Genomic DNA, 23,003 nt, shown 5'->3' on the forward strand with positions numbered 1-23,003 from the left:
CGGATCCCACTGAACACCACGCACATCGGACCTTCCACCGCAGGGCTAAGATCAGCGAATGCCCCCGCCGCCGTCAGCCGCCCGCCGGACGTGGGGCCGGGTGCGGCTGGTCCTCGCCGTCGTGGTGAGCGCGTGCGCGCTGGCCGGTGCCGTACGGCTGACCGTGCCCGCCACCGCGGGCACGTCGGGGGAGCCGCCCGGGGTGCGGCGGCAGCTGGCGTTCCTGGCCTGGGCGAAGACGGCGCGGCCGTGGGTGTCCCGGCCGCCTCCGGCGCCGCCGGCGACCGTCTCGTGGTGGCGGACGCCGCTGCTGGTCCTGCTCACCGCTCTTGCCGCGGCGCCCTGGCTCCCGGCACTCCGCCGCTCGTGGTCGGCGTCCTTCGGGAGGGAGCGGGTTGCGCCCGAGGGGCCGTAGCCGCTCGTGGGACCGCGGCCCGGACGGTGGTCCACCGTCCGGGCCGCGGGTCCCTGGGAAGGCCGGGCCTGGTGATGAGCTCGGCGGATGGTGCCGGGGCCGGTGAGGCGGGTCGGCGTACCGCGCCCGGCCGTGGGTGTGCCGGGAGTGGCAGGCGCCCCGCGCGTCGCCGGTGGGCGAGGCGCGACGGGCGCGAGGCCGGGCACGGCGAGAGGTGGGCCGTGCGCGGGCTGAAGGGGGCCGGGGGAAAGCGGCCGGCAGGGGAGGGTCAGCGGGAGGTGCCCAGGCGGACGGACAGGCGGGTGGCCAGGCGGTCCAGGGAGAGGTTGATCAGGATGAAGATGGCCGCGATGAGGATCGCCGCCGGGATGGTGTTCTTGAAGTTGGCGGCGATCCCGTTCAACCCCCGGTTCACCAGCTCGTCGAAGCCCACGATGAGCCCCAGCGCCGAGTCCTTCAGCAGCACCACGAACTGGCTGACGATGGCGGGCATCATCGTCCGGAACGCCTGCGGCAGCAGGACGAGGCGCATCACCTGCCCCTTGCGCATGCCGATGGCGTGAGCCGCCTCGGACTGGCCGCGGGGCAGGCTCTGCACCCCGGCCCGGATGATCTCCGCGATCACCGAGCCGTTGTAGAGCGTGAGCCCGAAGACGACGGCGGCGAAGGCCGAGATGTTCACGCCGATCAGCATGTACGAGCCGAAGAACGCGAAGAAGATCAGCAGCAGCAGCGGGACGGACCTGAAGAACTCCACCACCGCGGCCGCGGGCACCCGGATCCACCGGTGGTCCGACAGCCGGGCGGTGGCGAAGACGATGCCGAACAGGCCCGCCAGCACCACCCCCGCCACGGCCGCGCCGATGGTCCCGGCCAGCCCCGGCAGGATGAACGTGGCCCAGACGTCCCCGCGCAGCAGCGGCGTCCACTTGTCGGCCGCCCACTGGTCCTTGGCGTCGAAGCGCACGTAGACCACGTACGCCAGCCCCAGCAGCACGAGCGCGACGACCCCCGCCAGCAGCCGGTTGCGCCGGATCCCGCGCGGTCCGGGCGGCTCGTAAAGGTTCGCGTAGCTCATCGGGCCACCGCCATCCGCCGCGACAGCCAGCCGAACAGCAGCCCCATCGGCAGGCACAGCAGGACGAACCCGGCGGCGAAGCCGAGGAAGATCTCCAGGACCTGGTCCCCGTACGTCTCGATCATCTCCCGCATCCGCACGGACGCCTCACCCACGCCGACCACGAGGGCGATCGTGGTGTTCTTGGTCAGCGCGATCATGATGCTGCCCAGCGGCGCCACCACGGCGCGGAACGCCTGCGGCAGCGTGATCAGCCCCAGCGTCTTCGTGAAGCCCAGCCCGAGCGACCGGGCCGCCTCCGCCTGCCCGACCGGCACGGTGTTGAGCCCCGACCGCAGGGCCTCGCAGACGAACGCCGAGGTGTAGGCGGTCAGACCGATGACGGCGAGCCAGAAGTTGTTGGTCGCGATGTCGTCCGACAGCTCCACGCCGAGCTGCGCCCCGATGCCGAGACCGGTGAACATCAGCACCAGCGTGAGCGGCGTGTTGCGCATCATGGTCACGTAAAAGTTGGCCGCGCCGCGCAGGGAGGCCAGCGGGGCCACCCGCATGGCGGTCAGCAGCGTCCCCAGCACGAGGGAGCCGAGCGCGCTGACCGCCGTCAGCCGTATCGTCATCCAGAACGCGGCGAAGATCGTGTCGCGTTCGAACAGCAGTGCTTCCATGGATCAGTAGCGCTCAAGCTGCGGGGCCTGCGGGAGGGTGAAGCCGGAGGCGCCGACGCTGGCCTGCAGCGCCTTGGTCCAGCTGCCGTCGGCGAACATCTTCTCCAGCGCGTCGTTGATCGCCTTGCGCCCGGCCGTGTCGTCCTTCTTCAGCCCGATGCCGTACTTCTCGGTGCTGAACGGCTGGCCGACCACCTTGAGCTTGCCGCCGTACTGGGCGGCGTAGCCGGCGAGGATGACGTTGTCGGTGGTGAGCGCGTCGAGCTGGCCGCCGAGCACGCGGTCCACGCACGCCGAGTACGTCCGCTCCTCCTGCAGCTGCACCTCCTTGGCGTACTCCGCCTTGACCTTCTGCGCCGGGGTCGAGCCGGCGACCGAGCAGAGCTTCTTGCCGTTCAGCTTGTCGGGCCCGGTCAGCGCCGTGTCGTCGGCCCTGACCAGCAGGGCCTGCCCGGCCACGAAGTACGGCCCGGCGAAGGACACCTTCTGCTTCCTCGCGTCGGTGATCGAGTACGTGGCCACCACCATGTCGACCTGGCCCTGCTCGATGAACGCCTCGCGGTTGGCCGACACCGTCTCCTTGAACGTGACGTCCTTGGCCTCCACGCCGAGCTGCTTGGCCACGTACTTGGCGACCTCGATGTCGAAGCCGGTGAAGCTGCCGTCGGGCGTGCGCAGCCCCAGCCCCGGCTGGTCGGCCTTCACGCCGACGACGAGCTTCTTGTCGTTCTTGGCCTTGTCGACGATCGAGGCGTTGCTGGCCTCGGCGCTGCCGCAGGCGGTGGCGGTGGCGGTGAGCGCGACCACCGCGAAGGTCGCGTAGAGAGACCTGCCGAACATATGACGGCTCCTTAGTGAGTGAGGATCTTGGCGAGGAAGGACTGGGCGCGCTCGCTGTTCGGGGCTCCGAAGAACGCGTCGGGGGTGTTCTGCTCGACGATCTCGCCCTCGGCCATGAAGACGACGCGGTCGGCCGCGCGCCGGGCGAAGCCCATCTCGTGGGTGACGACCACCATGGTCATGCCCTCGCGGGCCAGCGAGGTCATGACGTCGAGCACCTCGTTGACCATCTCCGGGTCGAGGGCCGAGGTGGGCTCGTCGAAGAGGATCGCCTTGGGGTCCATGGCCAGCGCCCGGGCGATGGCCACCCGCTGCTGCTGCCCGCCGGAGAGCTGGGCGGGGAACTTGGCGGCCTGGCCGCCGATGCCGACCCGGTCGAGCAGTTCCTGGGCCTTGCGCACGGCCTCGGCCTTCGGCCGCTTCAGCACGTGGACCTGCCCGAGGACGACGTTGTCCAGGACGGTCTTGTGCGCGAAGAGGTTGAAGGACTGGAACACCATGCCCACCTCGGCGCGGAGTTTGGCCAGCGCTTTGCCCTCAGCGGGCAGCGGCGTACCGTCCAGGGTGATCGTGCCGGAGTCGATCGTCTCCAGGCGGTTGATCGCCCGGCACAGGGTCGACTTCCCGGCGCCGGACGGGCCGATGATCACGACGACCTCGCCCTGCCGGACGTTCAGGTTGACGTCCCTGAGCACGTGGTGCTCGCCGTAGCGCTTGTTGACCTGGTCCAGGACGATCAGGTCGGCCTCGGTCATGCGTCACGCTCCTTGTCTCGGTCAGCGATGGCGTAACCGTAGGAGCCGTATGTGTCACCGAAAGGCTTGTGCGCGTTCTGCTCAGGGATTGGCTGATCTGAATTCGATCAGAGTCAGGGGGTGGCAGGCCGGGAGGAGTCGGACGTCACGCCGGAGACGCCAATGGTGTCCTTGTAGGCGCGGTCCCACTGCCCGTCGCGCAGCCAGCGGGCGATCAGCCCGTTGAGGTAGTCGCGGAAGACGGTGTCCTCCTTGCGCACCCCCATGCCGTACGGCTCGCGCCCGAACGGCTTGAGCACCAGCCGGAACATGTCCGGATGCTGGTCGAGCAGGCCGAGCAGGATCGTGTCGTCGGTGCTGATCGCGTCGACGCGCCCGTTCGTGAGCGCGGGCACGCAGATGCTGTAGGCGTCGACGATCTCCAGGGTGGCGCGGGGCACCAGGGTGCGCAGCCGCTCGACGGACGTGGAGCCCGTGGCGGTGCAGACGGTCTTGCCGTTCAGGTCCGACACGTCGTTGATGGTGGTGTCGGCGATCCTGACCAGCAGGTCCTGCCCGGCGTAGTAGTACGGGTCGGTGAAGGCGACGAGCCGCGCGCGGGCCGGAGTGATCGAGTACGTGGCGATGACGAGGTCCACCACGCCCTGCGAGATGAAGTTCTCCCGCTCGCGCGAGACGGTCTCGACGAAGCGGATGTTGCGCTCGCTGCCGGTGAGGTCCTTGGCGATGAGCCTGGCGATCTCGGCGTCGAAGCCGGTGATCCGCCCGCCGGTCGGATCCTTGAAACCGAACATCGGCTGGTCGAACTTGGTGCCCACGACGAGGACGCCCCGCTCCCTGATCCGCGCCATCGTGGAGCCCTCGGGGAAGGGGTTGTCGCTCCCGCAGCCGGCGGCGGCCAGGCAGAGCAGGACGGCGAGCAGCGCCCTGAGCCCTCTCATCGCACTCGATAACGGTGCTGGGGGCGTCCGGTCGGCCCGTATTTCGGCCGGCCTTCGAGCAGCCCGCGATCGGCCAGATGCTCCAGGTAGCGGCGGGCGGTGGCGCGGCTGACGCCGATCATCCCGGCCAGCTCGTGCGCCGACACGTCCTCCGGCACGGCGGCCAGCGCGTCCAGCACGGCCTGCTCGGTCGCCGCCGAGATGCTCTTCGGCCGGACGCCCTGGTCGAGGTGGAGGGTGCGGAAGATGCGGTCGATCTCCTGCTGCTCGGCGAACCGGTCGCCCGACTCCAGCTGCTCGGCCGTGGCCGCGTAGCGCAGCAGCGTCTGCTCGAGCGTGCCCGCCCTGGTCGGCTTGACCAGGTAGTAGAGCGCGCCGCGCTGGATGGCCGCGCGTACCGTGGCCGACTCCTTGCGTCCGGAGATCACGATGATGTCGATGGGCGGCTGCTCGGGCCGCCGCAGCCGGTGCGCCACCTCCAGCCCCGGCAGGTCGGGCAGGTGCAGGTCCAGCAGCACCAGCCGGGGCGCGAACCGGCCGGCGGCGGCGAGCGCCGCCTGCCCGGTGTGGGCGATCCCGACCACCCTGAACCCGAGTACTCTGTTCACCTGCGCGTGCAGGGCCGCCGTGACGACCGGGTCGTCGTCCACGATGAGAACGGTGATGTCCCGCGGCTCAGGCACCGCCACTCCTCGTCCAGGTGCAGTTTTTACAAATCAGAGTGAGCTTAGGCAGGTTTTATTACAAACGCTCAAGTTTTGCGCGTTCTGCTCACCGTGATCCGCCGTCCATGCCCTCTTCCTCTTAATCTGTAGCCGAACGGACAGGGGGGAGGACGGACGCCGGTGAGATGGGTGCTCGCGGTGACTGCCCTGTGGACGCTGCTCGGCCTGCTGCCCCTGGCGCTGCTGACCTCCTCCAGTATCTCCCTGTCGGAGAACGCCGTGCGCGACGAGGTCGACGACCGGGTCAGGATCACCGCCTCGGTCAGCCGGGTCGTGGTCGAGCAGCAGATGGGCTCCCTGGCCCAGCTCGTCACCGCGTTCGCGCAGCGGCCCGGCGTGCGCGACACGGTGGAGCACACCACCCCCGAGGCCATGCGTACGCACCTCGGAGAGCTCAAGGAGCTGCGCGACGGCATCAGCGGGCTGATCCTGGTCTCGTCGGAGGGCCGCATGCTCGGCGCGGAGCCGAAGACCGTGCTGCCCCAGGACCTCACCGCCACCGACTGGTACCGCGCCGTGCGCGACCGGCGGGCGGCGCACATCTCCCAGGCGTACACGCCCACGATGATCGACGTGTCCAGGGCGGTCGCGGTGGCCGCGCCGATCCCGAGCGCCGACGGCAAGCGCATGCTCGGCATCCTCGCCGTCGTCTACAGCCTGGACGCCATCCAGGACTTCGCCAAGGACGCCGCCGAGGCGCAGGACATCAGGCTGCTGATCACCGACCGGGCGGGCGTGCTCGTCGCCGACCCCGGCAGGAAGCTGCTCGCGCTCACCTCCCTGCGCGAGGATCCCCGGGTGGACGCCGCGCTCGCCGGGCGCACCTGGAACGGCCTGTTCAGCGGCGTCGACGGCACGGTGCTGTCGGCGTCCGAACCGATCCCGGGCATCGGCTGGACGGTCACCGCCGAGGTGTCCGCCGCCGAGGCGCTGGCCTCGGCCGAGCGGCTCAGGACCAACGTCATGACCGTCGCGGCCCTGCTGGCCCTGCTCATCCTCATCGGCCTGGGCCTGCAGATCCACACCACGCGCGGCCGCCGCCGCGCGCAGGCCACCCTGGCCAGGTACGCGGCCGAGCTGGCCGCCGCCAGGGACGAGGCGGTCAGCGCCTCCAGCGCCAAGTCCGAGTTCCTGGCCAAGATCAGCCACGAGATCCGCACCCCGATCAACGGCGTGCTCGGCATGAACTCCCTGCTCATGGGCACCCGGCTGGACGACGAGCAGCGCCACTACGCGACCACGGCCCAGGAGTCGGCCCAGAACGTGCTGCGCCTGCTCGACGACTTCCTCGACCTGTCCAGGATCGAGGCGGGCCACCTCCAGGTGGACGCGGTGCCGTTCGACCTGCCGCGGCTGTGTGACGAGGTGGTCGCGCCGTTCGCGCCGCACGCGTACGAGCAGGGGCTCTGGCTCACGCTTCGGCTCGACGACGGCGTGCCCCGGCAGGTGACGGGCGATCCGGCGCGGCTGCGCCAGATCCTCACGAACCTGGTGGGCAACGCGCTGAAGTTCACCGTCCAGGGCGGGGTGGACCTGCACGTCACCCTCGAGGAGGGCGAGCCCGGCGACGCGCGGGCGGTGCTCAGGTTCGCGGTCGCCGACACCGGGATCGGGGTGGGGCCCGCCGACCGCGAGCGGGTGTTCGGCGTCTTCCGGCAGGTCGACTCGCCGATCACGCGCAGGACCGGCGGCAGCGGCCTGGGGCTGGCCATCGGCCGGCAGCTCACCGAGCTCATGGGCGGGGAGATCGGGCTCGACAGCGTGGAGGGCGTGGGCAGCCGGTTCTGGGTGCGCCTGCCGCTGGACGTGCTGACCTGGACGGAGCCGTCGGTCGAGGCCCTGCAGGGCAGGCGCGCGCTCGTCGCCGACCCGCGGCCCGAGGACCGCGCGCTGGCCGTGCGGTTCCTGGCGGGCGCCGGGCTCGACGTGGAGGAGACCGCGGACTCCGCCCTGGAGCTGCTGCGGGCCGCCGCGGCGGGCGGGCGGCCGTACGAGCTCGCGGTCGTCGCCCTCGACCTCGGCACCGGCGCCGAGTCGACCGCGCACGTGATCCTCACGGACCCGCTGCTCCAGGCCACCAGCGTGGTCGTGGTCGTCACCCCCGGGCGGTCGGGCTTCGCCTGGCCCGGCGCCGTGGGGGAGCGGGCCGTGCAGTCGATCACCCGGCCGCTGAGCCGCCGCCGCCTGCTGGCCGCCGTGGAGAACGCCCTGGTCACCGCCGAGTGCCCCGGCGAGCCGCGCGAAGGCGTGGAGCTCGCGGGGAGGGACGGCGGCGCGCGGATCCTCGTGGCGGAGGACGACGAGGTCAGCCGCCAGGTCGCGATGCTCGTGCTGCGCCAGGCCGGGCACGAGGTCGAGGTCGTGGACGACGGCGAGCAGGCCGTGCGCGCCGTGCTGGCCGGGGGCTACGACCTGGTGTTCATGGACTGCCAGCTGCCCGTGCTCGACGGGCTGGCCGCGACCGAGGAGATCAGGCGGCGCGAGGACGCGCACACCCCGATCATCGCGATGACCGCGGCGGCGATGCCGGACGACCGGATCCGCTGCCTGGCGGCCGGGATGGACGACCACCTGGCCAAGCCGGTGGACTGGCCGCGCCTGCTCGCCAGGATCCCGGAGTGGGCCGCCTACTCGGGGCTCCCGCCCGAGCTGGTGGGCCTGTCGCCGGAGGCGCTCGCCGACGTGGCGGAGGCGTACCTGGCCACCGCGGCGCGGACGTACGAGGAGCTGCGGCTGGCGGCGCGGACCGGCGACCTGGCGGAGGTGGCCGCGCTCGCCCACCGGCTCAAGGGCAGCTGCGCGACCGTCGGGGCGGCGCGCGAGGCCGAGCTGTGCCGGCGCGTCGAGGACCTGGCGCGTACGGGCACCGTCGACAGCGAGTCGCTGGACGAGCTGGGCGAGCTGCTCAAGGTGACGCCGGCGTGGATGAACAATCCGTAGCCGCTTGTTAACATCTGGGAAATTTGTGAACGTTAGTGTCGCACCGTTACTTGTCGTGTTTGTTTGTAGTGATTGGAGGGTTGATGGCTGATTCGTCTGGTGAGCCGAGTCCGACGACCACCCCCAGCCCGACGTCCTCCTCGACGCCGACCGCGTCCCCGACGGGAACCCCGTCCCCGACCGGCACCCCGGCTCCCACCCCGACGGGCACCCCCACTCCCACGCCCACGGGCACGCCGACGCCCACCCCCACGGGCCCCCCGAGCCCGACCCCGACCCCGACGGGCTCACCGAGGCCGACCCCGACTCCGTCGGGCACGCCCACCCCCAGGCCGACCCCCACCCCCACGCCCACCTGGTCGCCCGTTCCCACGCCCACCTGGTCGGTCGTCCCTCCGGTGCAGCAGCCCTCCCCGCGGCCGACCCCGACCCAGGAGCCGGTCCAGCCCCCGGACGCCCCCGCCGGCGGCCTGGAGATCCACTGGACCTCGATCCGCCGCCTGGCCAAGCTCTTCGACAAGACCGGCGACGACGTCGTGGCGCTGCACCGCGGCTCCACCTCGCTGGCCACCACCTCCAACCTGGTCGGCGGCGACGAGGACGGCCGCGCGTTCGCCGAGTGGTACAGCGACGGCTACGACTCGCTCACCGAGGCGATGCGGCGCATCGCCGAGAAGAACTTCAGCTCGGCGGGGAACTTCCGCGACTTCGAGAAGTTCTGGGACTTCCTGGAGCAGCAGATCATCAGCACGCTGCCCAAGATCCCCGACCTGCCCGCGCCGCCGATCCCGCAGGCCCCGCCGCGCAAGGAAGGCGCCTGATGTTCGACCCCTTCCAGGCGCTGGCCTGGTTCGCCGACGTCCACGTGCCGGTGGCCGACGTGAGCAACCTGCGGGACCGTGCCAAGGCGCTGCGCGCGCTGGCCGAGTCCATCGGGAAGGTCGCCCACAAGACCGACGCCGGCGTCGCCGAGGCGCGCAAGGCGAACGACAGCCGCATCGTGGACCGCTTCGCCGACGTGTGGCCGAAGGAGCTCGCCCCCCGCTACGCCGCGCTCCAGGAGGAGCTGCTGGACCTGGCGGCGGGCTGCGAGGAGTACGCCGACGCCGTCGAGGAGCACCGCGAACAGCTCCGGATCATCGGCACGTACCTCGCCGCCATGGCCTTCACGATGATGTTCGGCTTCGTCTACCCCGCGGCCAGGGTCGCGGCGGAGAAGGCGTTCAAATGGCTGGTGTCCAGGGCCAAGCTGGAGCGCACGCTCTTCCAGAAGATCACCAAGATGATCCTGGAGGCGCGGATGGGCAAGCGCCGCGTCGGCAACTACTTCGTCCGCGAGGGCCTCGACGCGCTGGCCGACTCCGTGCTGTGGACCGCGCTCAAGACCGGCGTGCACGCGGGCAGCTCGGCCGCCACGGGACAGCCGATGGGCAACCTCTGGGAGTACGCGGGCAAGCACTTCGCCGCCGAGATGGCCTACAACGGCGGCATCAAGGCGCTGAGCGACGTGCGCAGGTTCTTCCCCGCCACGAAGGTCACCGAGACGCTGCTCGGCTCGGACCCCGCGGGCAAGTTCTTCCGCCGCACGCTCTCGGCCGCCACCATCTACCCCCTGGTCGCCGGTGGATCGATGTCGGAGCAGGGCGCGCTCCGCTCGGCGCTGGCGCACGCGCCCAGGGCCTTCATCTTCAAGCGTTGAGTGAGTAAGGAACAACACCGATGACGACACCCCGTACCGGAGACCCGGAGCTGGACCGCGCGCTGGCCGAGATGGCGGCGCGGACGGCCGAGCTGGAGGAGGTGAGCCGCCTGCTGGAGGAGACCCGGGGGCGCGGCGAGAGCGCCGGCGGGCAGGTCGTCGTCGAGCTCAAGCCCACCGGCTCGCTGGCCGGGCTGCGCATCGACCCGCGGGCGATGCGGCTGGGCTCGCAGGCGCTGGCCGACGCCATCGTGGAGGCGTTCCGGCGGGCGGAGGACGACGTGGCCGGACAGTCGTACGACCTGGCGAAGACGGTCTTCGGCACCTGACCTCGCGCGCCTGACTCCGCGCGCCTGACCTCGCGCGCCTGACTCCGCGCGCCTGACCTCGCGCGCCTGACCTCGCGCGCCTGGCCGCCGCCGCGCACGTGCGGGACGCCGCGGTCAGCGCCGTCCGGCCGGCGTGAGCGGCTTCAGCTGCCGCAGTCGCAACAGGAGCAGCAGTCGCAGCAGTCGAAAGAGGGGCAGTCCAGGTTGCAGCCGCCCCCGCCGCGGTGACGGGCGTTCCGCCTGTTCCACCGGGGCTGCCACCGGCCGCAGGTCAGGACCGTCAGGACCCCGGCCCCCGTCCTGCGGATCCACCCGGGCCGCTCGTACGACGCGCGGAACGCCCGCTCCACCGCCCGCTGCACCTCGGTGCCGAGCAGCGTGTCCACCAGGTGGCGCTCCTCGAACTCCGCCTCCCGCAGGGCCAGGGTGAGGCCGCGGGCGGCGTCGTCGCACAGCCGCCGGGCCTCCCACTCCCCGGTGCCGGTGGCGATGAGCGGGTTGAACGCGCCCCGCGCGGCGTCCTCGGCCCGGTCCTCGACCGCGTCCAGCAGGTGCGCGATCCGGCCGAAGAACCTGCCCGCCTCGGCCAGCGCGGCGGCGTTGCCCGGCCGTCCGGCGAGCACCGCCGTGTGCGCGAACGCCGCCGCCACCGCCTCCTCCGTCGGCGCGGTCAGCTCCAGCACCCCCAGCCCGCCGTCAGAGGCGGCCCGGCGTTCCAGGTCGAGCTGGCGGTCCACGGTCGCGACCAGCACCGCCGTGTCGAACCCGACCCCGGCCCCCAGCCGCGCCCCGCCCGCCTCCCACCGCGTCGCCAGCCGCCGCCGCGCCACCCCGAAGGCGGGCTCGAGAACGGCCCCGAGAGCGGCCCCGTGAGCGGCCCCGAGGACGGCATCGCCGTCGGCCACCTGGTCGCGCAGCTTGCCCGCGCCCAGCGCCAGCGACACCGCCGCCGCCAGCCGCGCCCCGGACGCCCGCGCGTCCACCACCTCGGCGGCGCGGAACCCCCGTAACGCGCACGGCCCGGCCGTCCGGCGGGGCGCGGCCGACCCGAGCTGGGCCTCGGTCAGCACCGAGATGATCAGCGTGTCGTAGTTGGTGGCCAGCCGCGCCGCCTGGCCCTGCCCGTCCCGCAACGTCAGGCACAACCCGCACAGGTGCGCCCGCCAGGCCGCACGCAGCGACGGGCACCCGTGTTCGCCACAGGGACGGATGATGCCGAACATACGACCTCGCAGGATTCGCCGGTGATCGAGGGAATCGTAGCGGCCCGGGTTTTACGGTTTTCCGCCATCGAAGTCGGCGGATCGCCCCCATACCCGCCGGACCCGGGGCCGCCTAGCGTGATGCGGCGTGATCAGTCTGAAGGGTTTGAGCAAGAGGTACGGCGACCGCCCGGCGGTCGACGACCTGACACTGGAGCTGAGACCGGGCACGGTGACCGGGTTCCTCGGCCCGAACGGGGCCGGGAAATCGACCACGATGCGCCTGATCCTCGGCCTCGACCGGCCCACCTCCGGCACCGCGCTGATCGGCGGCGTGCCGTACCACCGGATCGGCAACCCGCTGCGCACGGTCGGCGCGCTCCTCGACGCCCGCGCGCTGCACCCGGGCCGCAGCGGCCACGCGCACCTGGTGGCTCTGGCCCGCGCCAACGGCATCCCGCGGCGGCGCGTGGACGAGGTGCTGGAGACGGTCGGCATGGCCGCGGCGGCACGCAAGCGGGCCGGGGCGCTGTCGCTCGGCATGAGCCAGCGGCTCGGCATCGCGGCGGCGCTGCTGGGGGATCCGCAGGTGCTGATGTTCGACGAACCCGTCAACGGGCTCGACCCGGACGGGGTGCGCTGGGTGCGTGGGCTCATGCGCTCGCTGGCCGCCGAGGGGCGGACGGTGTTCGTCTCCAGCCACCTCATGACCGAGATGCAGCTCACCGCCGACCACCTCGTGGTCATCGGCAAGGGCCGGCTCATCGCGGACGCGCCGCTGTCCGACGTCATCGCGGCCAGCTCCCTGACGGCCGTGCTCGTCCGCACCCCGCACGCCGGCGATCTCGCGGTACGGCTGCGCGCCGCCGGGATCGCGGTGGACCGGTACGGCGAGAACGAGCTGGAGGCCACCGGCGCCACCCTCGAAACGGTCGGCGACCTGGCCTACGAGGCCGGGATCCGGCTGCACGAGCTGCGCACCCGGGAGGCCTCCCTCGAACAGGCCTACCAGGAGCTGACCGCGGGAAGCGTCGAGTACGGGCGGGATCATGAGGACGTTGTGGCAGGCGATCGGGTCCGAGTGGACGAAGCTGTGGTCGGTCAGGTCCACGTGGTGGTGCCTGGCCGGCGCGGCGGCGCTCATGGTGGTGACCGCGCTCACGCTGGGCGGCGCGAGCGCCACCGACGCCCTGCGCGAGGGCCGGACCGGCGCGCGGGTGACGGCCAGCGAGCCGGTGGTGTCGGCGACGTCGTTCGTCCAGTTCGCGCTGGTGGCGCTGGCGATGCTGGCGATCACCTCGGAGTACTCGTCCGGGAGCATCCGGGCCACGTTGCAGGCCACGCCCGCCCGAGGGGTGGTGCTGGCGGCCAAGGCGCTGGTGGTGGCGCCGGTGATGGCCGTGGCGGGCGTGCTGTCGGGGGCCGTGGCGACGGTGGTCGTCCAGGTCGTGCTGTCCGGCGCCCTGTTCGGCGGGCTCGTCGTGTCGCCGATCGGCGAGGTGGTGCCGGACCTGCTCGGGGTCGGGGCGTTCTTCGCGCTGGTGTCGGTGATGACGCTCGGCGTCGGCGTCGCGGTGCGCAGCGCGGCGGGCACGCTGACCGTGGTGTTCATGCTGCTCATGGGGCTGCCGCTGATGTTGCTGATGACGGGGAGCCAGGCGGCGCTGGACGCCTCTCTGCGGATGCCGACGTTCGCGGGGCTGGCGTTCATGGGGAGCACGGACAACCTGGCCGGCGGGCCGATGCCGTACTCGGCGGGGGAGGGACTGGCCTGGCTCCTCGCCTGGACGGCGGCGGCCCTGGCGGCGGGCCACGCGGTGCTGCGCCGCCGCGACGCCTAGCGATGCGTGGATCGGTACGTGTCCTCAGGGGGTTGCGCCTAGAATTCACGCCCGTGTCAGGCAGCAGGGCAGCCCGGGAGCTGGCCGGGGTCGTCCTCGGGATGGCCCTCGGCCTCGTCGAGCTGGTGTTCCTGTGCGTGGCGTGGCCCGCCTGGCTGGTCCCCGCCGCCCGGCCCGCCGTCGTCCGGGGGCTGGACAGGCTGATGGCGCTGGAGCGGGCCAGGCTGTCCGGCTGGCTCGGGCACGAGGTGGCGCGGCGGGACGGCGGTTACGGCTTCCTCGCCGTGCGTGCCGCCCTGGGGGTCCTGGGCGGGTACCTGTGCGCGGCGGGCCTCTTCCTCAGCGGGCTCCTGCTGGTCGGCGGCCTGTGGGATCTCGCCCGGGGGCGGGCCGAGCCGGTGCCGGTGAACCTGCCCGGCGTCCGGATCGTCACCAGCAGCGCCATGCTCGGCCTGACCGGCGGCGCCGTGCTGCTCGCCCTGGTCGCCCTCCTGACCCTGGCCGTCGGATCGCTCGAACGGCGGCTGGCCGGCCACTTCCTCGGCCCCGGCAGCCACGAGCTGATGCGCCGGCGCATCGCCGAGCTGACCGCCACCCGCTCCGGCATCGTCCGGGCCGTGGACGACGAGCGGCGGCGGATCGAACGCGACCTCCACGACGGCGTCCAGCAGCGCGGCGTCGCGCTCGCCATGCTGCTGGGCCGGGCCCGGCACAGCGCCGACCCCGGGGCGACCACCGAGCTGGTCGCCCAGGCGTACGCCGAGTCGCGCCAGCTCCTCGACGAGCTGCGCAGCGTGGCCTGGCGCATCTACCCGACCGCCCTCGACGAGCTGGGGCTGCGCGCCGCACTGGCGGGCGTCGCCGAGCGGTCGAGCGTACCGGTGACCGTGCACTACGGGCTGGCGGGGCGGCCCGTTTCGGAGGTGGAGACCGCGCTCTACTTCGTGGCCCGTGAGGCGATCACCAACGCGATCAAGCATGCCGGGGCGCGTGACATCCTGGTCGTGCTGACGGAGGACGAGCGGGCGGTGAGCGTGGTGATCTCGGACGACGGCACGGGCGGGGCCGATCCGGCGGGTGGCGGGCTGTCGGGGCTGGCGCGGCGGGTGCTGGCGCTGGACGGGGAGTTCACGGTCCGGAGCCCGGCGGGCGGGCCCACCAAGATCGCCGCCACCCTCCCGAAGACACCGCCCGGCGGCTCCCCCGAGGCGTCGGAGGGCGTCACCGGGCCGCCCGGCGGGTCCGGGGCGGAGGCGGGCTCGTCGTGCGGGTGATCCTGGCCGACGACTCCGTGCTGCTGCGCGAAGGGCTCACCCGGCTGCTCGACGACGCCGGTCACGAGGTGGTCGCCGCCGTCGGCGACGCCCCCGCCCTGCTCGCCGCCGTCGAGCACCACCGCCCCGACGTGGCCGTGATCGACGTCCGCATGCCGCCCGGCCACAAGGACGACGGCCTCCGGGCGGCCCTGGAGATCCGCGACCGCCATCCCGGCGTCGGCGTGCTGGTCCTGTCGCAGTACGTCGAGCAGCACTACGCCGCCAGGCTCATGGCCGGCTCCACGCGGGGCCTCGGCTACCTCCTCAAGGATCGGGTCTCGGAGGTGGCCGACTTCCTCGACTCGCTCGAACGCGTACGCGCGGGCGGAGCCGCGTTCGACCCCGAGGTGGTGCGGCAGCTCCTGGCCCGCACCACCCACGCCGACCCGCTGAGCGGCCTGAGCCCGCGCGAGGGCGAGGTGCTGCGGCACCTCGCCCAGGGCTTCGTGAACGCGGCCATCGCCGAGCGCCTGCACGTCTCGCTCAGCACGGTCGAGAAGCACGTCAACGCCATCGTGGAGAAGCTCGACCTGCCCCGCGACCCCGACTACAGCCGCCGCGTCCTGGCCATCCTCCGCTACCTGGACACGTGAGACCCGGACGGCGTAGGCGTACGGCGGCTGATCGCGGGAGCCCGGCCGTGGCCCATTTGTGACCCGCTACCGCCATGATCACAGCCCATGAAGAAAACGATCACGGCCCTGGCTGCCGGCTGCGCCTTTCTGGCGACCGCCACCCCCGCGCAGGCTGCTCCCAAGGACCCCGTACGAGCTCTGAAGAGCAAGCTGGTCTCCGGGCACGGCGTACGGTTCACCGAGACCACCACCCTCGTCGGAGACGGCAAGGTCAAGCTGCAGAGCCGTAAGGGAACGTTCCAGTTCGACGCCAAGGGCATCGCCGCCTCGGACATCACGAACAAGACCGGCCCCGCCGAGCCCGAGCGGGCCATCAGCATCGGCAAGGTCACCTATACCTCGGGCGGCATCTGGGAGGAGCGCCTTCCCGCCGGCAAGACGTGGCTCAAGAGCGGCGGCATGCCCGGAGGCGCCGGCGGTTTCTACGGGCAGGTCATCAATCCCGCGGAGCCGAAAACGCTGGCCACGCTCATCAAGAAGGGCAAGTTGCGCGGAAGCACCCTCACAGGACAGATCACCTTCAAGGAACTGGAGAAGGTGTCGCGCTGGTTCGACGCGTCCATCCCGCTGCGCATGCACGACGACACGAAGGTCGCCTACACCCTCACCCTCACCTCGGCCGGTCTGGTGAGCAGGGTGAAGAGCTCGTACGCGGCGACAGGGGTATTCGACAAGAGCGGCTTCGACGGCAAGACGATCACGATCGACAGCCGTTTCACCGGGTGGGGCGCCAAGGTGTCGATCAAGGCGCCGGACCCCGACACGGTGACCACCGACGCGGGTTCCTGAGCGCCGCCGCCGGCCGGCCGGTCCTCGGCGGAGCCCGCCACGGGCCGGCTGTCCGCGATGCGCAGTCCGGCGGACAGCCGGGGCCGCGGCCAGAACGCCATGTGGGCCAGCCAGTGCCCCAGCAGCGCAGCATCCCCGGAGACCTTCACCCGGGCGTCGTCGAGAGGAAGGCGGCGGGAGCACACCAGCATGAGGTCCGCGACGGCCCCCGACACCACCGCGCCCGCTTCCACCAGCCCGTGCTCCCACCACCACCCCCCGGGCTCCTCCTGACGATCACCCAGCCGTCGCCCCCGTCCGGCCGTACCCCGGCCGCTCGCCCCGGCCGCGCAGCTCCACCAGGCTCGGCTTCAGCGACTCCGAACCCGGGGAGGCCGGCATCTCCATGCCCTCGGTGATCACCTCGGCCGCGAGGTCGTCGGCGATCCCGAACGCGGCCCCCGTCGTGGCTGCCGCGTCGTAGTGGTGGACGGCGGTGTCGCACAGCATCCTGCGCGGCCCGGCTGGACCTGCTCTCACCTTGAGCGGCGGGTCATGAGGACGGCGACGATCGCCAGCGCCAGCCAGGCCGAGGTGAGCCCGATCAGCCAGGCCCAGCCCGCGTGCCCGTACACGACGCCGCCCGCGGTGCCGCCGAGGCCGCTGCCCAGGTAGTAGCAGAGGGTGTAGACGCCGGCCGCGCGGCCCCGGGCGCTCGGGGGCGCCTCGGCGGCGACCCAGGCGTTGGCGATGGCGTGCGCGGCGAAGAACCCGGCGGTCAGTACGGCGAACCCGGCCGCGACGAGCGGCAGCGACGTGTGCGCGGTGAGCACGGAGCCCGCCACTGTCACGGCGAGGGCCGTGACCAGCGCCTTCGTCCAGCCGAGCCGTTGCGCCAGGCGCCCGGCGGCGGCCGAGGAGGCGGTGCCCATGGCGTAGGAGAGGAAGACGAGGGAGGCCGCGGCGGGGGCGAGCGACAGGGGAGGGGCGGCCAGGCGGAACCCGGCGGCGTTGTAGAGCGCGACGAACGCCCCCGTGGCCAGCGCTCCCACGGTGAACGGCCCGACCAGCCCGGCCCCGAGCCGAGCCCTCCGGACGGGCCCGGCCTCCGGCGATCCGCTCTCCGGGGACCGTGGCCCGCGCCCTGCCGGCTGCGGTCCGCTCTCCGGGGACCGTGACCCGCGCCCCGGGGGCTGCGGTCCACTCTCCCGGGCCCCTGGCCCGCGCCCTGGGGTCTCCGATCCGAGCTCGGTGACCTCCGATCCGGGCTGCGGGGCTTGGTCGCGCGGGAGGGTGAGGGCCGCGAAGAGCGCGCACAGCAGGGACAGCACCGCCACCGCCAGCAGCGCTCCGTGCCACCCCATCGGCCCGGCGGCGAACCCGGCGCCGAGCCGGCCCAGCATCCCGCCGACCGAGTTCCCCGCGATCATGGCCCCCACCGCGGCGGGCAGCCGTGCCGTACCGACCGCATCGGCCAGGTACGCCGCCGCGACCCCGGCGAACCCCGCGACCGCCACCCCCTGCACCGCCCGCATCACCAGCAGGACGGAGAAGGAAGGGGCCAGCGGCAGCAGCAGCCCGATGATCGCGGAGGCCAGCACGGACCAGACGATCACCCTACGCCGCCCCACCAGCCCGGCGAGCCACGCCACCGGCAGCACGGCCACGGCCAGCGCCCCGGTGGCCACCCCGATGGTCAAAGAAGCGCTGCCCGGATCCAGCCGGAACCCGGCGGCGAGCTGCGGCAGCACGGGCTGCGGCGCGTACAGCAGAGCGAAGGACGACACCCCGGCCGCGGCCACAGCCGCACTGACCCGCCGCGTGTCACGAACCGGAGGAGCCTCGAGAACCACCACGCCTGCAACGCTAAGCAAGGCTAATAAATACGTCTAATGCGGGAATAGGCGATAATTCATACCGTGATGGATGAATCGGCTGACGAACGGCTGGCAGCCCGGCTGGCGCCCGCGCTCGCCCTGCTGGCCGCCGTGGGCGAGACGGGTCACGTGACGCGCGCCGCCGAACTGCTCGGCATCCCGCAGCCCACGGCCAGCCGCCGCCTCGCCGCCCTCGCGGACCTGGTCGGCGCGCCGCTCGTCGTACCCTCCGGCCGTGGCATCCGCCTGACCCGGGCGGGCCGCACCCTTGCCGCCGCCTCCGCCCGCACCCTCACCGCGATGGCCGCCGCCGCCCGCGAGGTACGCGAGGAGATCGACCCGGCCTCGGGCCGCATCGTCCTGGGCTTCCTCCACCTGCTGGGGCGTACCCTCGTGCCGTCCCTCATCGGCGGCTTCCGCGAGCGCCACCCCGGCATCCGCTTCAGCCTGGTGCAGGGCTCGCGCCACGACATGATCGAGGAGCTCCGCGAGGGCCGCATCGACCTGGTGTTCGTCGCACCCATGCCCGTGGACGCCCCCGACCTCGCCGGCGCTCCCCTCGCCGACCAGGAGCTGGTCCTGTCCGTGCCTCCGACCCACCGGCTCGCGGCGCGGGCGCGGGTGCGTGCGGCGGAGCTGGCGGGGGAGGAGCTGGTGACGCTGGAGCCGGGGTACGGCCTGCGCCAGATCACCGACGACCTGTGCGCGGCGGCGGGGTTCGAGCCGAGGATCGCGTTCGAGGGCCAGGAGACGGAGACCGTACGCGGGCTGGTGGCGGCCGGGCTCGGCGTCGCCGTCCTGCCCCGCTCCACCCACCCCGCGGCGGACGCGACCGTGACCGGCGTGGTGGAGATCCCGCTGTCCCCGCCCCTGTACCGGACCATCGGGGTGAGCTGGCTCCGGGACGCGCGCCTTCCGCTGGCCGTACGCGCCTTCCGGGACCACGCCCGCGCCGGCACCACCGACCTGGGCCCGGGCTTCCGCCCCGCCACCCCCTGAACCCCGTCAGACTGGTGGCCATGAAACACGATGGCGATGCCGGCGTGCCGGGTTCGTTGGCGAGGGTGCTCGCGGACGTGACCGCCGAGCGGGTGGCCCAGGACGTGCGGTGGGGCATGCAGCTCCTGCCCGACGGCACCGGGCACGAGGGGGCGGTGGCCGAGTCCGGCCGGGCCAGGTCCGAGACGGAAGCGGCGGCCGAGGCCGGGACGCTGACGTGGCGGCACGTTCTTGCGGAGGAGGTGCTGGAGGCGTTCGCGGAGTCGGACCCGGAGCGGTTGCGCGCCGAGCTGATCCAGGTGGCCGCCGTCGCCGTCAAATGGGCCCAGGCGCTCGACCGCCGCGCACCCCTCACCTCCGTTCAAGGGCTGCCGAGGGAACGTTTCCGGGCGATCGTGGACGTGCACGTGCTCCTCCTCCGCGACTCCAAGGTGCTGCTCGGCAGGCGGGCCGGCACCGGGTACGGCGACGGGCTGTGGCACCTGCCCTCGGGGCACCTCGAAGCGGGCGAATCGGCGACCGAGGCGGCCGTCAGGGAGGCGGGCGAGGAGGTCGGCGTGACCATCGACCCGGCGGACCTCAGGTTCGTCCATGTCATGCACCGGGCCCCGGAACGCGTCGGCCTCTTCTTCGCCGCCGACACGTGGAGCGGCGAGCCGTACAACGCCGAACCAGACAAATGCTCCGAGATCGCCTGGTGGCCCCTGGACGGCCTGCCCCGCGACATGGTCGGCTATCCGGCGGCGGCCATCGCCAACGTCGTGAACAGCGTGCCCTACGCCCTGCACGAATGGTCTGCACGTTGACGATGCGCCCCGATCGCCGACCACACCGAGCGCATCCCCCACAACGTCGACCTCGCGGAGGACCGCCGGCTGCGGCGGGCGCCGGAGTCGTGGCAGCCGCGCTTCCTGCGGTGGTGGTCGGAGCTGGGCCCCGCGCTGCCCACCCAGGACGGCCTCCCGCGACCGTTGGCTGCCGACGGCGCGCATCAGCGCCTGGACGCGTGCCCCACGAGCCGGGGAAGATCGCGGCCTGGGTGGCGCCGCCCCGCAACGGCATCAACGGCCGTCCGTTCGACTACGAGTACGTCCACCCGAGACGTCCTGATCGGAGCGGATCCCGCGGGGAGCGGGGGCGTGACCTGGCCCACAGGGTGTTATCTTGCCTGCGTGGCGGGCGTGGACGGTGACGGGCTGACGGAGGCCTTTCTGCGCGAGCCGCGGCGCTATACCAGCCACCAGGTGGCCTACATGGCAGGGGTGCCGGTCTACCGCGCGCGGCGCTACTGGCGTGCCCTGGGGTTCGCGAACGTGGCCGATGACGCGGTCGAGTTCACCGACTCCGACGTGGAGGCGCTCAGGACGATGCTCGGGCTGGTCAGCTCGGGCGTCTACGACGAGGAGCACATGCTGCTCGTCGCGCGCTCGATCGGCAGCGCGACGGCCCGGCTGGCCGAGTCGCAGGCCGAGCTGGGCGTCGAGGCGCTCGACCAGTCCGGGGTGCCGCTGGCCGAACGCCCGCGCGCCTGGCGCCGGCGGGCCGAGCGGGTGGTGCCCGACCTGGCGCGCCTGCTGGTCTACGCCTGGCAGCGCCAGCTCGCCGCCGCCGCGGGGCGCATCGCCGAGCAGGACATGAGCGCCGTACGCCTGGCCGTCGGCTTCGCCGACCTGGTCGCGTTCACCCGGCTGAGCAGGCAGATCACGGGGAGCGAGCTGTCCAGGCTGATCGACAGGTTCGAGGGGCGCTCGGCCGACATCGTGACCTCCACCGGCGGGCGGGTGGTCAAGACGCTGGGCGACTCGGTGCTGTTCGTGGCCGACGAGTCGCACGTCGTGGCCGAGATCGCGCTGCGGCTGGTGGAGACGCACGCGAAGATCAAGGACATGCCGGAGCTGCGGGTGGGGCTGGCGGCGGGGCCGGTGATCTGGCGCATGGGGGACGTCTTCGGCACCACGGTCAACCTCGCCAGCCGGCTCACGGCGCTGTCGCTGCCGGGGACGATCCTGGCGGATCCGCAGTTCGCCGAGGACCTGGAGGGGGACCGGGCGTTCCGGCTGCGGCCCGTCAACCGGCTGTCGGTCCGCGGCCTCGGCGAACTGGCCCCGTTCACGGTCACCCGCGCCGGCTCCTGACCCCACCCCCCCCCGCCCTTTTCGCCGACTCCCGGGCATCTGCGCGCCGCCCGGGGTGACGCGACAGAGCCGAACGCCGCCGACCTGCGCCCCGGCGTCGGACGGCGTCACGATGTCGGGGCGATGTGGGGCGTTGGGCGGGGTCAGGGCGTCGGGCGCGGATGGGCGTCCTGGCCGGGGCGGCGCGCGCTGTCGCGTGGGGCTGCGCCGGTGGCGGGGTGCTGGGGCGCGCTGGGGGATTGGGGGTGTGGGCGGCGGTCGTTGGCGGGGGTGGGCAACCTGGGGTTGCGGTCGATGCGTCACTACCGGCAGCAGGCTCTCATGAGAGGCGTATCAAGTTGGCGGATAGGGCGATATTTCAGGACTTTGTGGTGGCGAGGTCGGATCGGCTGTTACGCACGGCGTACCTGCTGACCCACGACTGGGCCACCGCGGAGGACCTGCTGCAGGAGGCGCTGGCCAAGGCGTGGTTCGCCTGGGCGGGCATCGACGAGCCCGAGGCGTACGTGCGCCGGGTCCTGGTGACCACGTACACCTCCTGGTGGCGCCGCAGGTGGCGCAGGGAGCTGCCCAGCGGGGACCTGCCGGAGGAGCCCGCGCACGACGACGCGGGCAGGCGCGAGGAACTGTGGCAGGCGGTCGGGCGGCTGCCCGCCAGGCAGCGCGCGGTGATCGTGCTGCGCTTCTACGAGGACCTGCCGGTGGCCGAGGTGGCCGCGATCCTGGGCTGCCAGGAGGGCACGGTCAAGAGCCAGACCGCCAAGGCGCTGGCCAAGCTGCGAGTGGACGAGTCGATCGTGAAGGAGCTGCACCGATGACCGTGCAAGACCTGCGTGACGTCCTGCGTGAGCAGGCCGAGACCCCGTCACCGGCGAACCCGTACCGGCACGACCAGGTCCGCTCCCGCATCGGCCGGATCCGCCTGCGCAGGAGGGTGACGGTGGGCACGGCGGCGGTGGCGGCGAGCGCCGTGGTGGGCGTCTCCTTGCTCCCCGGTACGGTGACCGCACCGGAGCCGGGCACGACCGCCACGGCAAGGGCCGAACAGGACAGGCCCGCCGGGCTGCCCGAGGAGTTCACCGCCGGCGACGGCACCGCGTACCGCCGCCTGGCCGTCGGCACGATCAGGACGGAGGGCGCGAAGAAGGTCGCGCTCACGGTGCCGCTCTCCGGCAAGCCGCTGGACGTGGCCATGACGTGCGACGGGGAGGCCGACGCCGGCTCGCCCGTCGTCTTCGTGAACGGCAGGGCCGACACCGGCAGCCGGATCCTGCCGTGCGGGAAGGCGATGCAGTTGCGCCCGCTGTCCGTGGTCCGGCGCGGCGAGACGGAGGCCACGGTCACGTTCGACACGACCGTCGTCGGCCGGGGCTGCGTCCAGCGGAAGAAGGACGGGCCGTGCGTCACTCCCACGCCGAAGGAGGCCACCTGGCACGTGGCCGTCTACGAGTGGACGCCGCCCGCGCGGCCGGTCGAGCCCGAGCCGGTCAGGGACTTCCCTGACCGGCTGGCGGGGTGGAAGCTGGCCCGTTCGGCGACGGGTACGTGGGATCGGAATCGGTCCTTCACCCTCGTGGTCACGAGCCCGGGCGGCAAGATCGGCGTCGAACAGCTCTGCACGGGTGAGCTGGCCACGCGGATGTGGTTCAAATACCGGATCGACGCCCAGGAATCCATGGCCACGGACTGTGCCGTCTGGAAATCAGGTCCGTACCCCATGGGCATGCAGGAGTTCTTCGTCCCCAAAGGCAAGAGGGTGACGATCACTGGGACGATGGGCCTCTGGGGCGAGTACACCAACCGCCCGGTGCGCTGGTCGGTGGGCGTGTACGTAAAGTAGATC

23 protein-coding genes and 2 pseudogenes are annotated in these 23,003 nt (G+C 72.7%); 15 read left to right on the forward strand and 10 right to left on the reverse strand.

Annotated elements, in window-relative coordinates; all coding sequences use genetic code 11:
- Nucleotides 1-58: 58 nt before the first annotated feature.
- Nucleotides 59-415: a hypothetical protein gene (locus HD596_RS36580; protein ID WP_185074060.1), complete on the forward strand. Its 357-nt coding sequence runs from the start codon at nt 59-61 to the stop codon at nt 413-415.
- A gap of 268 nt (nt 416-683) precedes the next feature.
- Here the strand turns inward: HD596_RS36580 and HD596_RS36585 are convergent, their stop codons facing one another.
- The 6 genes from HD596_RS36585 to HD596_RS65085 form a co-directional block, all read right to left on the reverse strand.
- Nucleotides 684-1,493, reverse strand: a complete 810-nt coding sequence (locus HD596_RS36585; protein WP_185074061.1) for an amino acid ABC transporter permease — start codon at nt 1,491-1,493, stop codon at nt 684-686.
- Complete coding sequence (locus HD596_RS36590) at nt 1,490-2,158, reverse strand: amino acid ABC transporter permease (protein ID WP_185074062.1); 669 nt, start codon at nt 2,156-2,158, stop codon at nt 1,490-1,492. The genes HD596_RS36585 and HD596_RS36590 overlap by 4 nt, the downstream gene beginning before the upstream one ends.
- A gap of 3 nt (nt 2,159-2,161) precedes the next feature.
- Nucleotides 2,162-2,998 carry a glutamate ABC transporter substrate-binding protein gene (locus HD596_RS36595; RefSeq protein ID WP_185074063.1) on the reverse strand — a complete coding sequence of 279 codons (837 nt, stop codon included), beginning with the start codon at nt 2,996-2,998 and terminating at the stop codon, nt 2,162-2,164.
- Nucleotides 2,999-3,009: 11 nt separating this feature from the next.
- The gene (locus HD596_RS36600; RefSeq protein ID WP_281398290.1) at nt 3,010-3,753 is read right to left on the reverse strand and encodes an amino acid ABC transporter ATP-binding protein; all 744 of its coding nucleotides are present in this window, start codon (nt 3,751-3,753) and stop codon (nt 3,010-3,012) included.
- A gap of 113 nt (nt 3,754-3,866) precedes the next feature.
- Nucleotides 3,867-4,694: a glutamate ABC transporter substrate-binding protein gene (locus HD596_RS36605; RefSeq protein ID WP_246555099.1), complete on the reverse strand. Its 828-nt coding sequence runs from the start codon at nt 4,692-4,694 to the stop codon at nt 3,867-3,869.
- On the reverse strand, nt 4,691-5,377 hold the full coding sequence (locus HD596_RS65085; protein ID WP_185074064.1) for a response regulator: 687 nt from the start codon (nt 5,375-5,377) through the stop codon (nt 4,691-4,693). Before HD596_RS65085 ends, HD596_RS36605 begins: the two co-directional genes overlap by 4 nt.
- A gap of 162 nt (nt 5,378-5,539) precedes the next feature.
- On the opposite strand from HD596_RS65085, the gene HD596_RS36615 reads away from it, so the two are divergent.
- Nucleotides 5,540-8,359 (forward strand): hybrid sensor histidine kinase/response regulator, encoded by a 2,820-nt coding sequence (locus HD596_RS36615; RefSeq protein WP_185074065.1) that lies wholly within the window; start codon nt 5,540-5,542, stop codon nt 8,357-8,359.
- Between the two features lie 46 nt (nt 8,360-8,405).
- On the opposite strand, the gene HD596_RS36620 is transcribed toward HD596_RS36615, so the two are convergent.
- The gene (locus HD596_RS36620) at nt 8,406-8,738 is read right to left on the reverse strand and encodes a hypothetical protein (RefSeq protein WP_185074066.1); all 333 of its coding nucleotides are present in this window, start codon (nt 8,736-8,738) and stop codon (nt 8,406-8,408) included.
- Between the two features lie 19 nt (nt 8,739-8,757).
- On the opposite strand from HD596_RS36620, the gene HD596_RS36625 reads away from it, so the two are divergent.
- The 3 genes from HD596_RS36625 to HD596_RS36635 are packed head-to-tail and all read left to right on the forward strand — an operon-like array spanning nt 8,758 to nt 10,387.
- Entirely contained in the window at nt 8,758-9,180 is a 423-nt protein-coding gene (locus tag HD596_RS36625; protein ID WP_185074067.1) for a hypothetical protein, read from the forward strand.
- The gene (locus tag HD596_RS36630) at nt 9,180-10,058 is read left to right on the forward strand and encodes a WXG100-like domain-containing protein (RefSeq protein ID WP_185074068.1); all 879 of its coding nucleotides are present in this window, start codon (nt 9,180-9,182) and stop codon (nt 10,056-10,058) included. The genes HD596_RS36625 and HD596_RS36630 overlap by 1 nt, the downstream gene beginning before the upstream one ends.
- 20 nt (nt 10,059-10,078) lie before the next feature.
- Nucleotides 10,079-10,387, forward strand: a complete 309-nt coding sequence (locus HD596_RS36635) for a YbaB/EbfC family nucleoid-associated protein (RefSeq protein ID WP_185074069.1) — start codon at nt 10,079-10,081, stop codon at nt 10,385-10,387.
- 143 nt (nt 10,388-10,530) lie between these two features.
- On the opposite strand, the gene HD596_RS36640 is transcribed toward HD596_RS36635, so the two are convergent.
- A complete protein-coding gene (locus tag HD596_RS36640; protein ID WP_185074070.1) occupies nt 10,531-11,610 on the reverse strand; it encodes a DUF5685 family protein in 1,080 nt (359 codons plus the stop codon).
- Between the two features lie 127 nt (nt 11,611-11,737).
- On the opposite strand from HD596_RS36640, the pseudogene HD596_RS36645 reads away from it, so the two are divergent.
- The 5 genes and pseudogenes from HD596_RS36645 to HD596_RS36665 form a co-directional block, all read left to right on the forward strand.
- Nucleotides 11,738-12,628, forward strand: a pseudogene (locus HD596_RS36645) (ATP-binding cassette domain-containing protein); the annotation flags it as partial.
- Nucleotides 12,629-12,638: 10 nt separating this feature from the next.
- Nucleotides 12,639-13,430, forward strand: a complete 792-nt coding sequence (locus HD596_RS36650) for an ABC transporter permease subunit (protein WP_185079471.1) — start codon at nt 12,639-12,641, stop codon at nt 13,428-13,430.
- A gap of 638 nt (nt 13,431-14,068) precedes the next feature.
- Nucleotides 14,069-14,704 (forward strand): annotated as a pseudogene (locus HD596_RS66265) (sensor histidine kinase); the annotation flags it as partial.
- A complete protein-coding gene (locus HD596_RS36660) occupies nt 14,695-15,339 on the forward strand; it encodes a response regulator transcription factor (protein ID WP_185074071.1) in 645 nt (214 codons plus the stop codon). The pseudogene HD596_RS66265 and the gene HD596_RS36660, both read left to right, overlap by 10 nt.
- Nucleotides 15,340-15,426: 87 nt before the next feature.
- Nucleotides 15,427-16,170 carry a hypothetical protein gene (locus tag HD596_RS36665; protein ID WP_185074072.1) on the forward strand — a complete coding sequence of 248 codons (744 nt, stop codon included), beginning with the start codon at nt 15,427-15,429 and terminating at the stop codon, nt 16,168-16,170.
- 276 nt (nt 16,171-16,446) lie between these two features.
- Here HD596_RS36665 and HD596_RS36670 read toward each other — a convergent pair whose 3' ends face one another.
- Together HD596_RS36670 and HD596_RS36675 are read right to left on the reverse strand one after the other, a co-directional pair.
- Nucleotides 16,447-16,689 carry a hypothetical protein gene (locus tag HD596_RS36670; protein ID WP_185074073.1) on the reverse strand — a complete coding sequence of 81 codons (243 nt, stop codon included), beginning with the start codon at nt 16,687-16,689 and terminating at the stop codon, nt 16,447-16,449.
- Nucleotides 16,686-18,005 carry an MFS transporter gene (locus tag HD596_RS36675; protein ID WP_313045761.1) on the reverse strand — a complete coding sequence of 440 codons (1,320 nt, stop codon included), beginning with the start codon at nt 18,003-18,005 and terminating at the stop codon, nt 16,686-16,688. The genes HD596_RS36670 and HD596_RS36675 overlap by 4 nt, the downstream gene beginning before the upstream one ends.
- Before the next feature lie 66 nt (nt 18,006-18,071).
- Here HD596_RS36675 and HD596_RS36680 point away from each other — a divergent pair, with 66 nt between their 5' ends.
- From HD596_RS36680 to HD596_RS36700, 5 genes are all read left to right on the forward strand, one after another.
- On the forward strand, nt 18,072-19,025 hold the full coding sequence (locus HD596_RS36680; RefSeq protein WP_185078939.1) for a LysR family transcriptional regulator: 954 nt from the start codon (nt 18,072-18,074) through the stop codon (nt 19,023-19,025).
- Between the two features lie 20 nt (nt 19,026-19,045).
- Complete coding sequence (locus HD596_RS62425; RefSeq protein ID WP_246555101.1) at nt 19,046-19,831, forward strand: NUDIX hydrolase; 786 nt, start codon at nt 19,046-19,048, stop codon at nt 19,829-19,831.
- Between the two features lie 366 nt (nt 19,832-20,197).
- Nucleotides 20,198-21,160, forward strand: a complete 963-nt coding sequence (locus tag HD596_RS36690; RefSeq protein WP_185074074.1) for an adenylate/guanylate cyclase domain-containing protein — start codon at nt 20,198-20,200, stop codon at nt 21,158-21,160.
- Nucleotides 21,161-21,498: 338 nt separating this feature from the next.
- Complete coding sequence (locus HD596_RS36695) at nt 21,499-21,978, forward strand: SigE family RNA polymerase sigma factor (protein ID WP_246555103.1); 480 nt, start codon at nt 21,499-21,501, stop codon at nt 21,976-21,978.
- Nucleotides 21,975-23,000, forward strand: coding sequence for a hypothetical protein (locus HD596_RS36700; RefSeq protein WP_185074076.1), 1,026 nt, complete (start codon nt 21,975-21,977; stop codon nt 22,998-23,000). The genes HD596_RS36695 and HD596_RS36700 overlap by 4 nt, the downstream gene beginning before the upstream one ends.
- Nucleotides 23,001-23,003 lie beyond the last annotated feature (3 nt).

The organism is Nonomuraea jabiensis, assembly GCF_014204795.1.
Taxonomy (GTDB): domain Bacteria; phylum Actinomycetota; class Actinomycetes; order Streptosporangiales; family Streptosporangiaceae; genus Nonomuraea; species Nonomuraea jabiensis.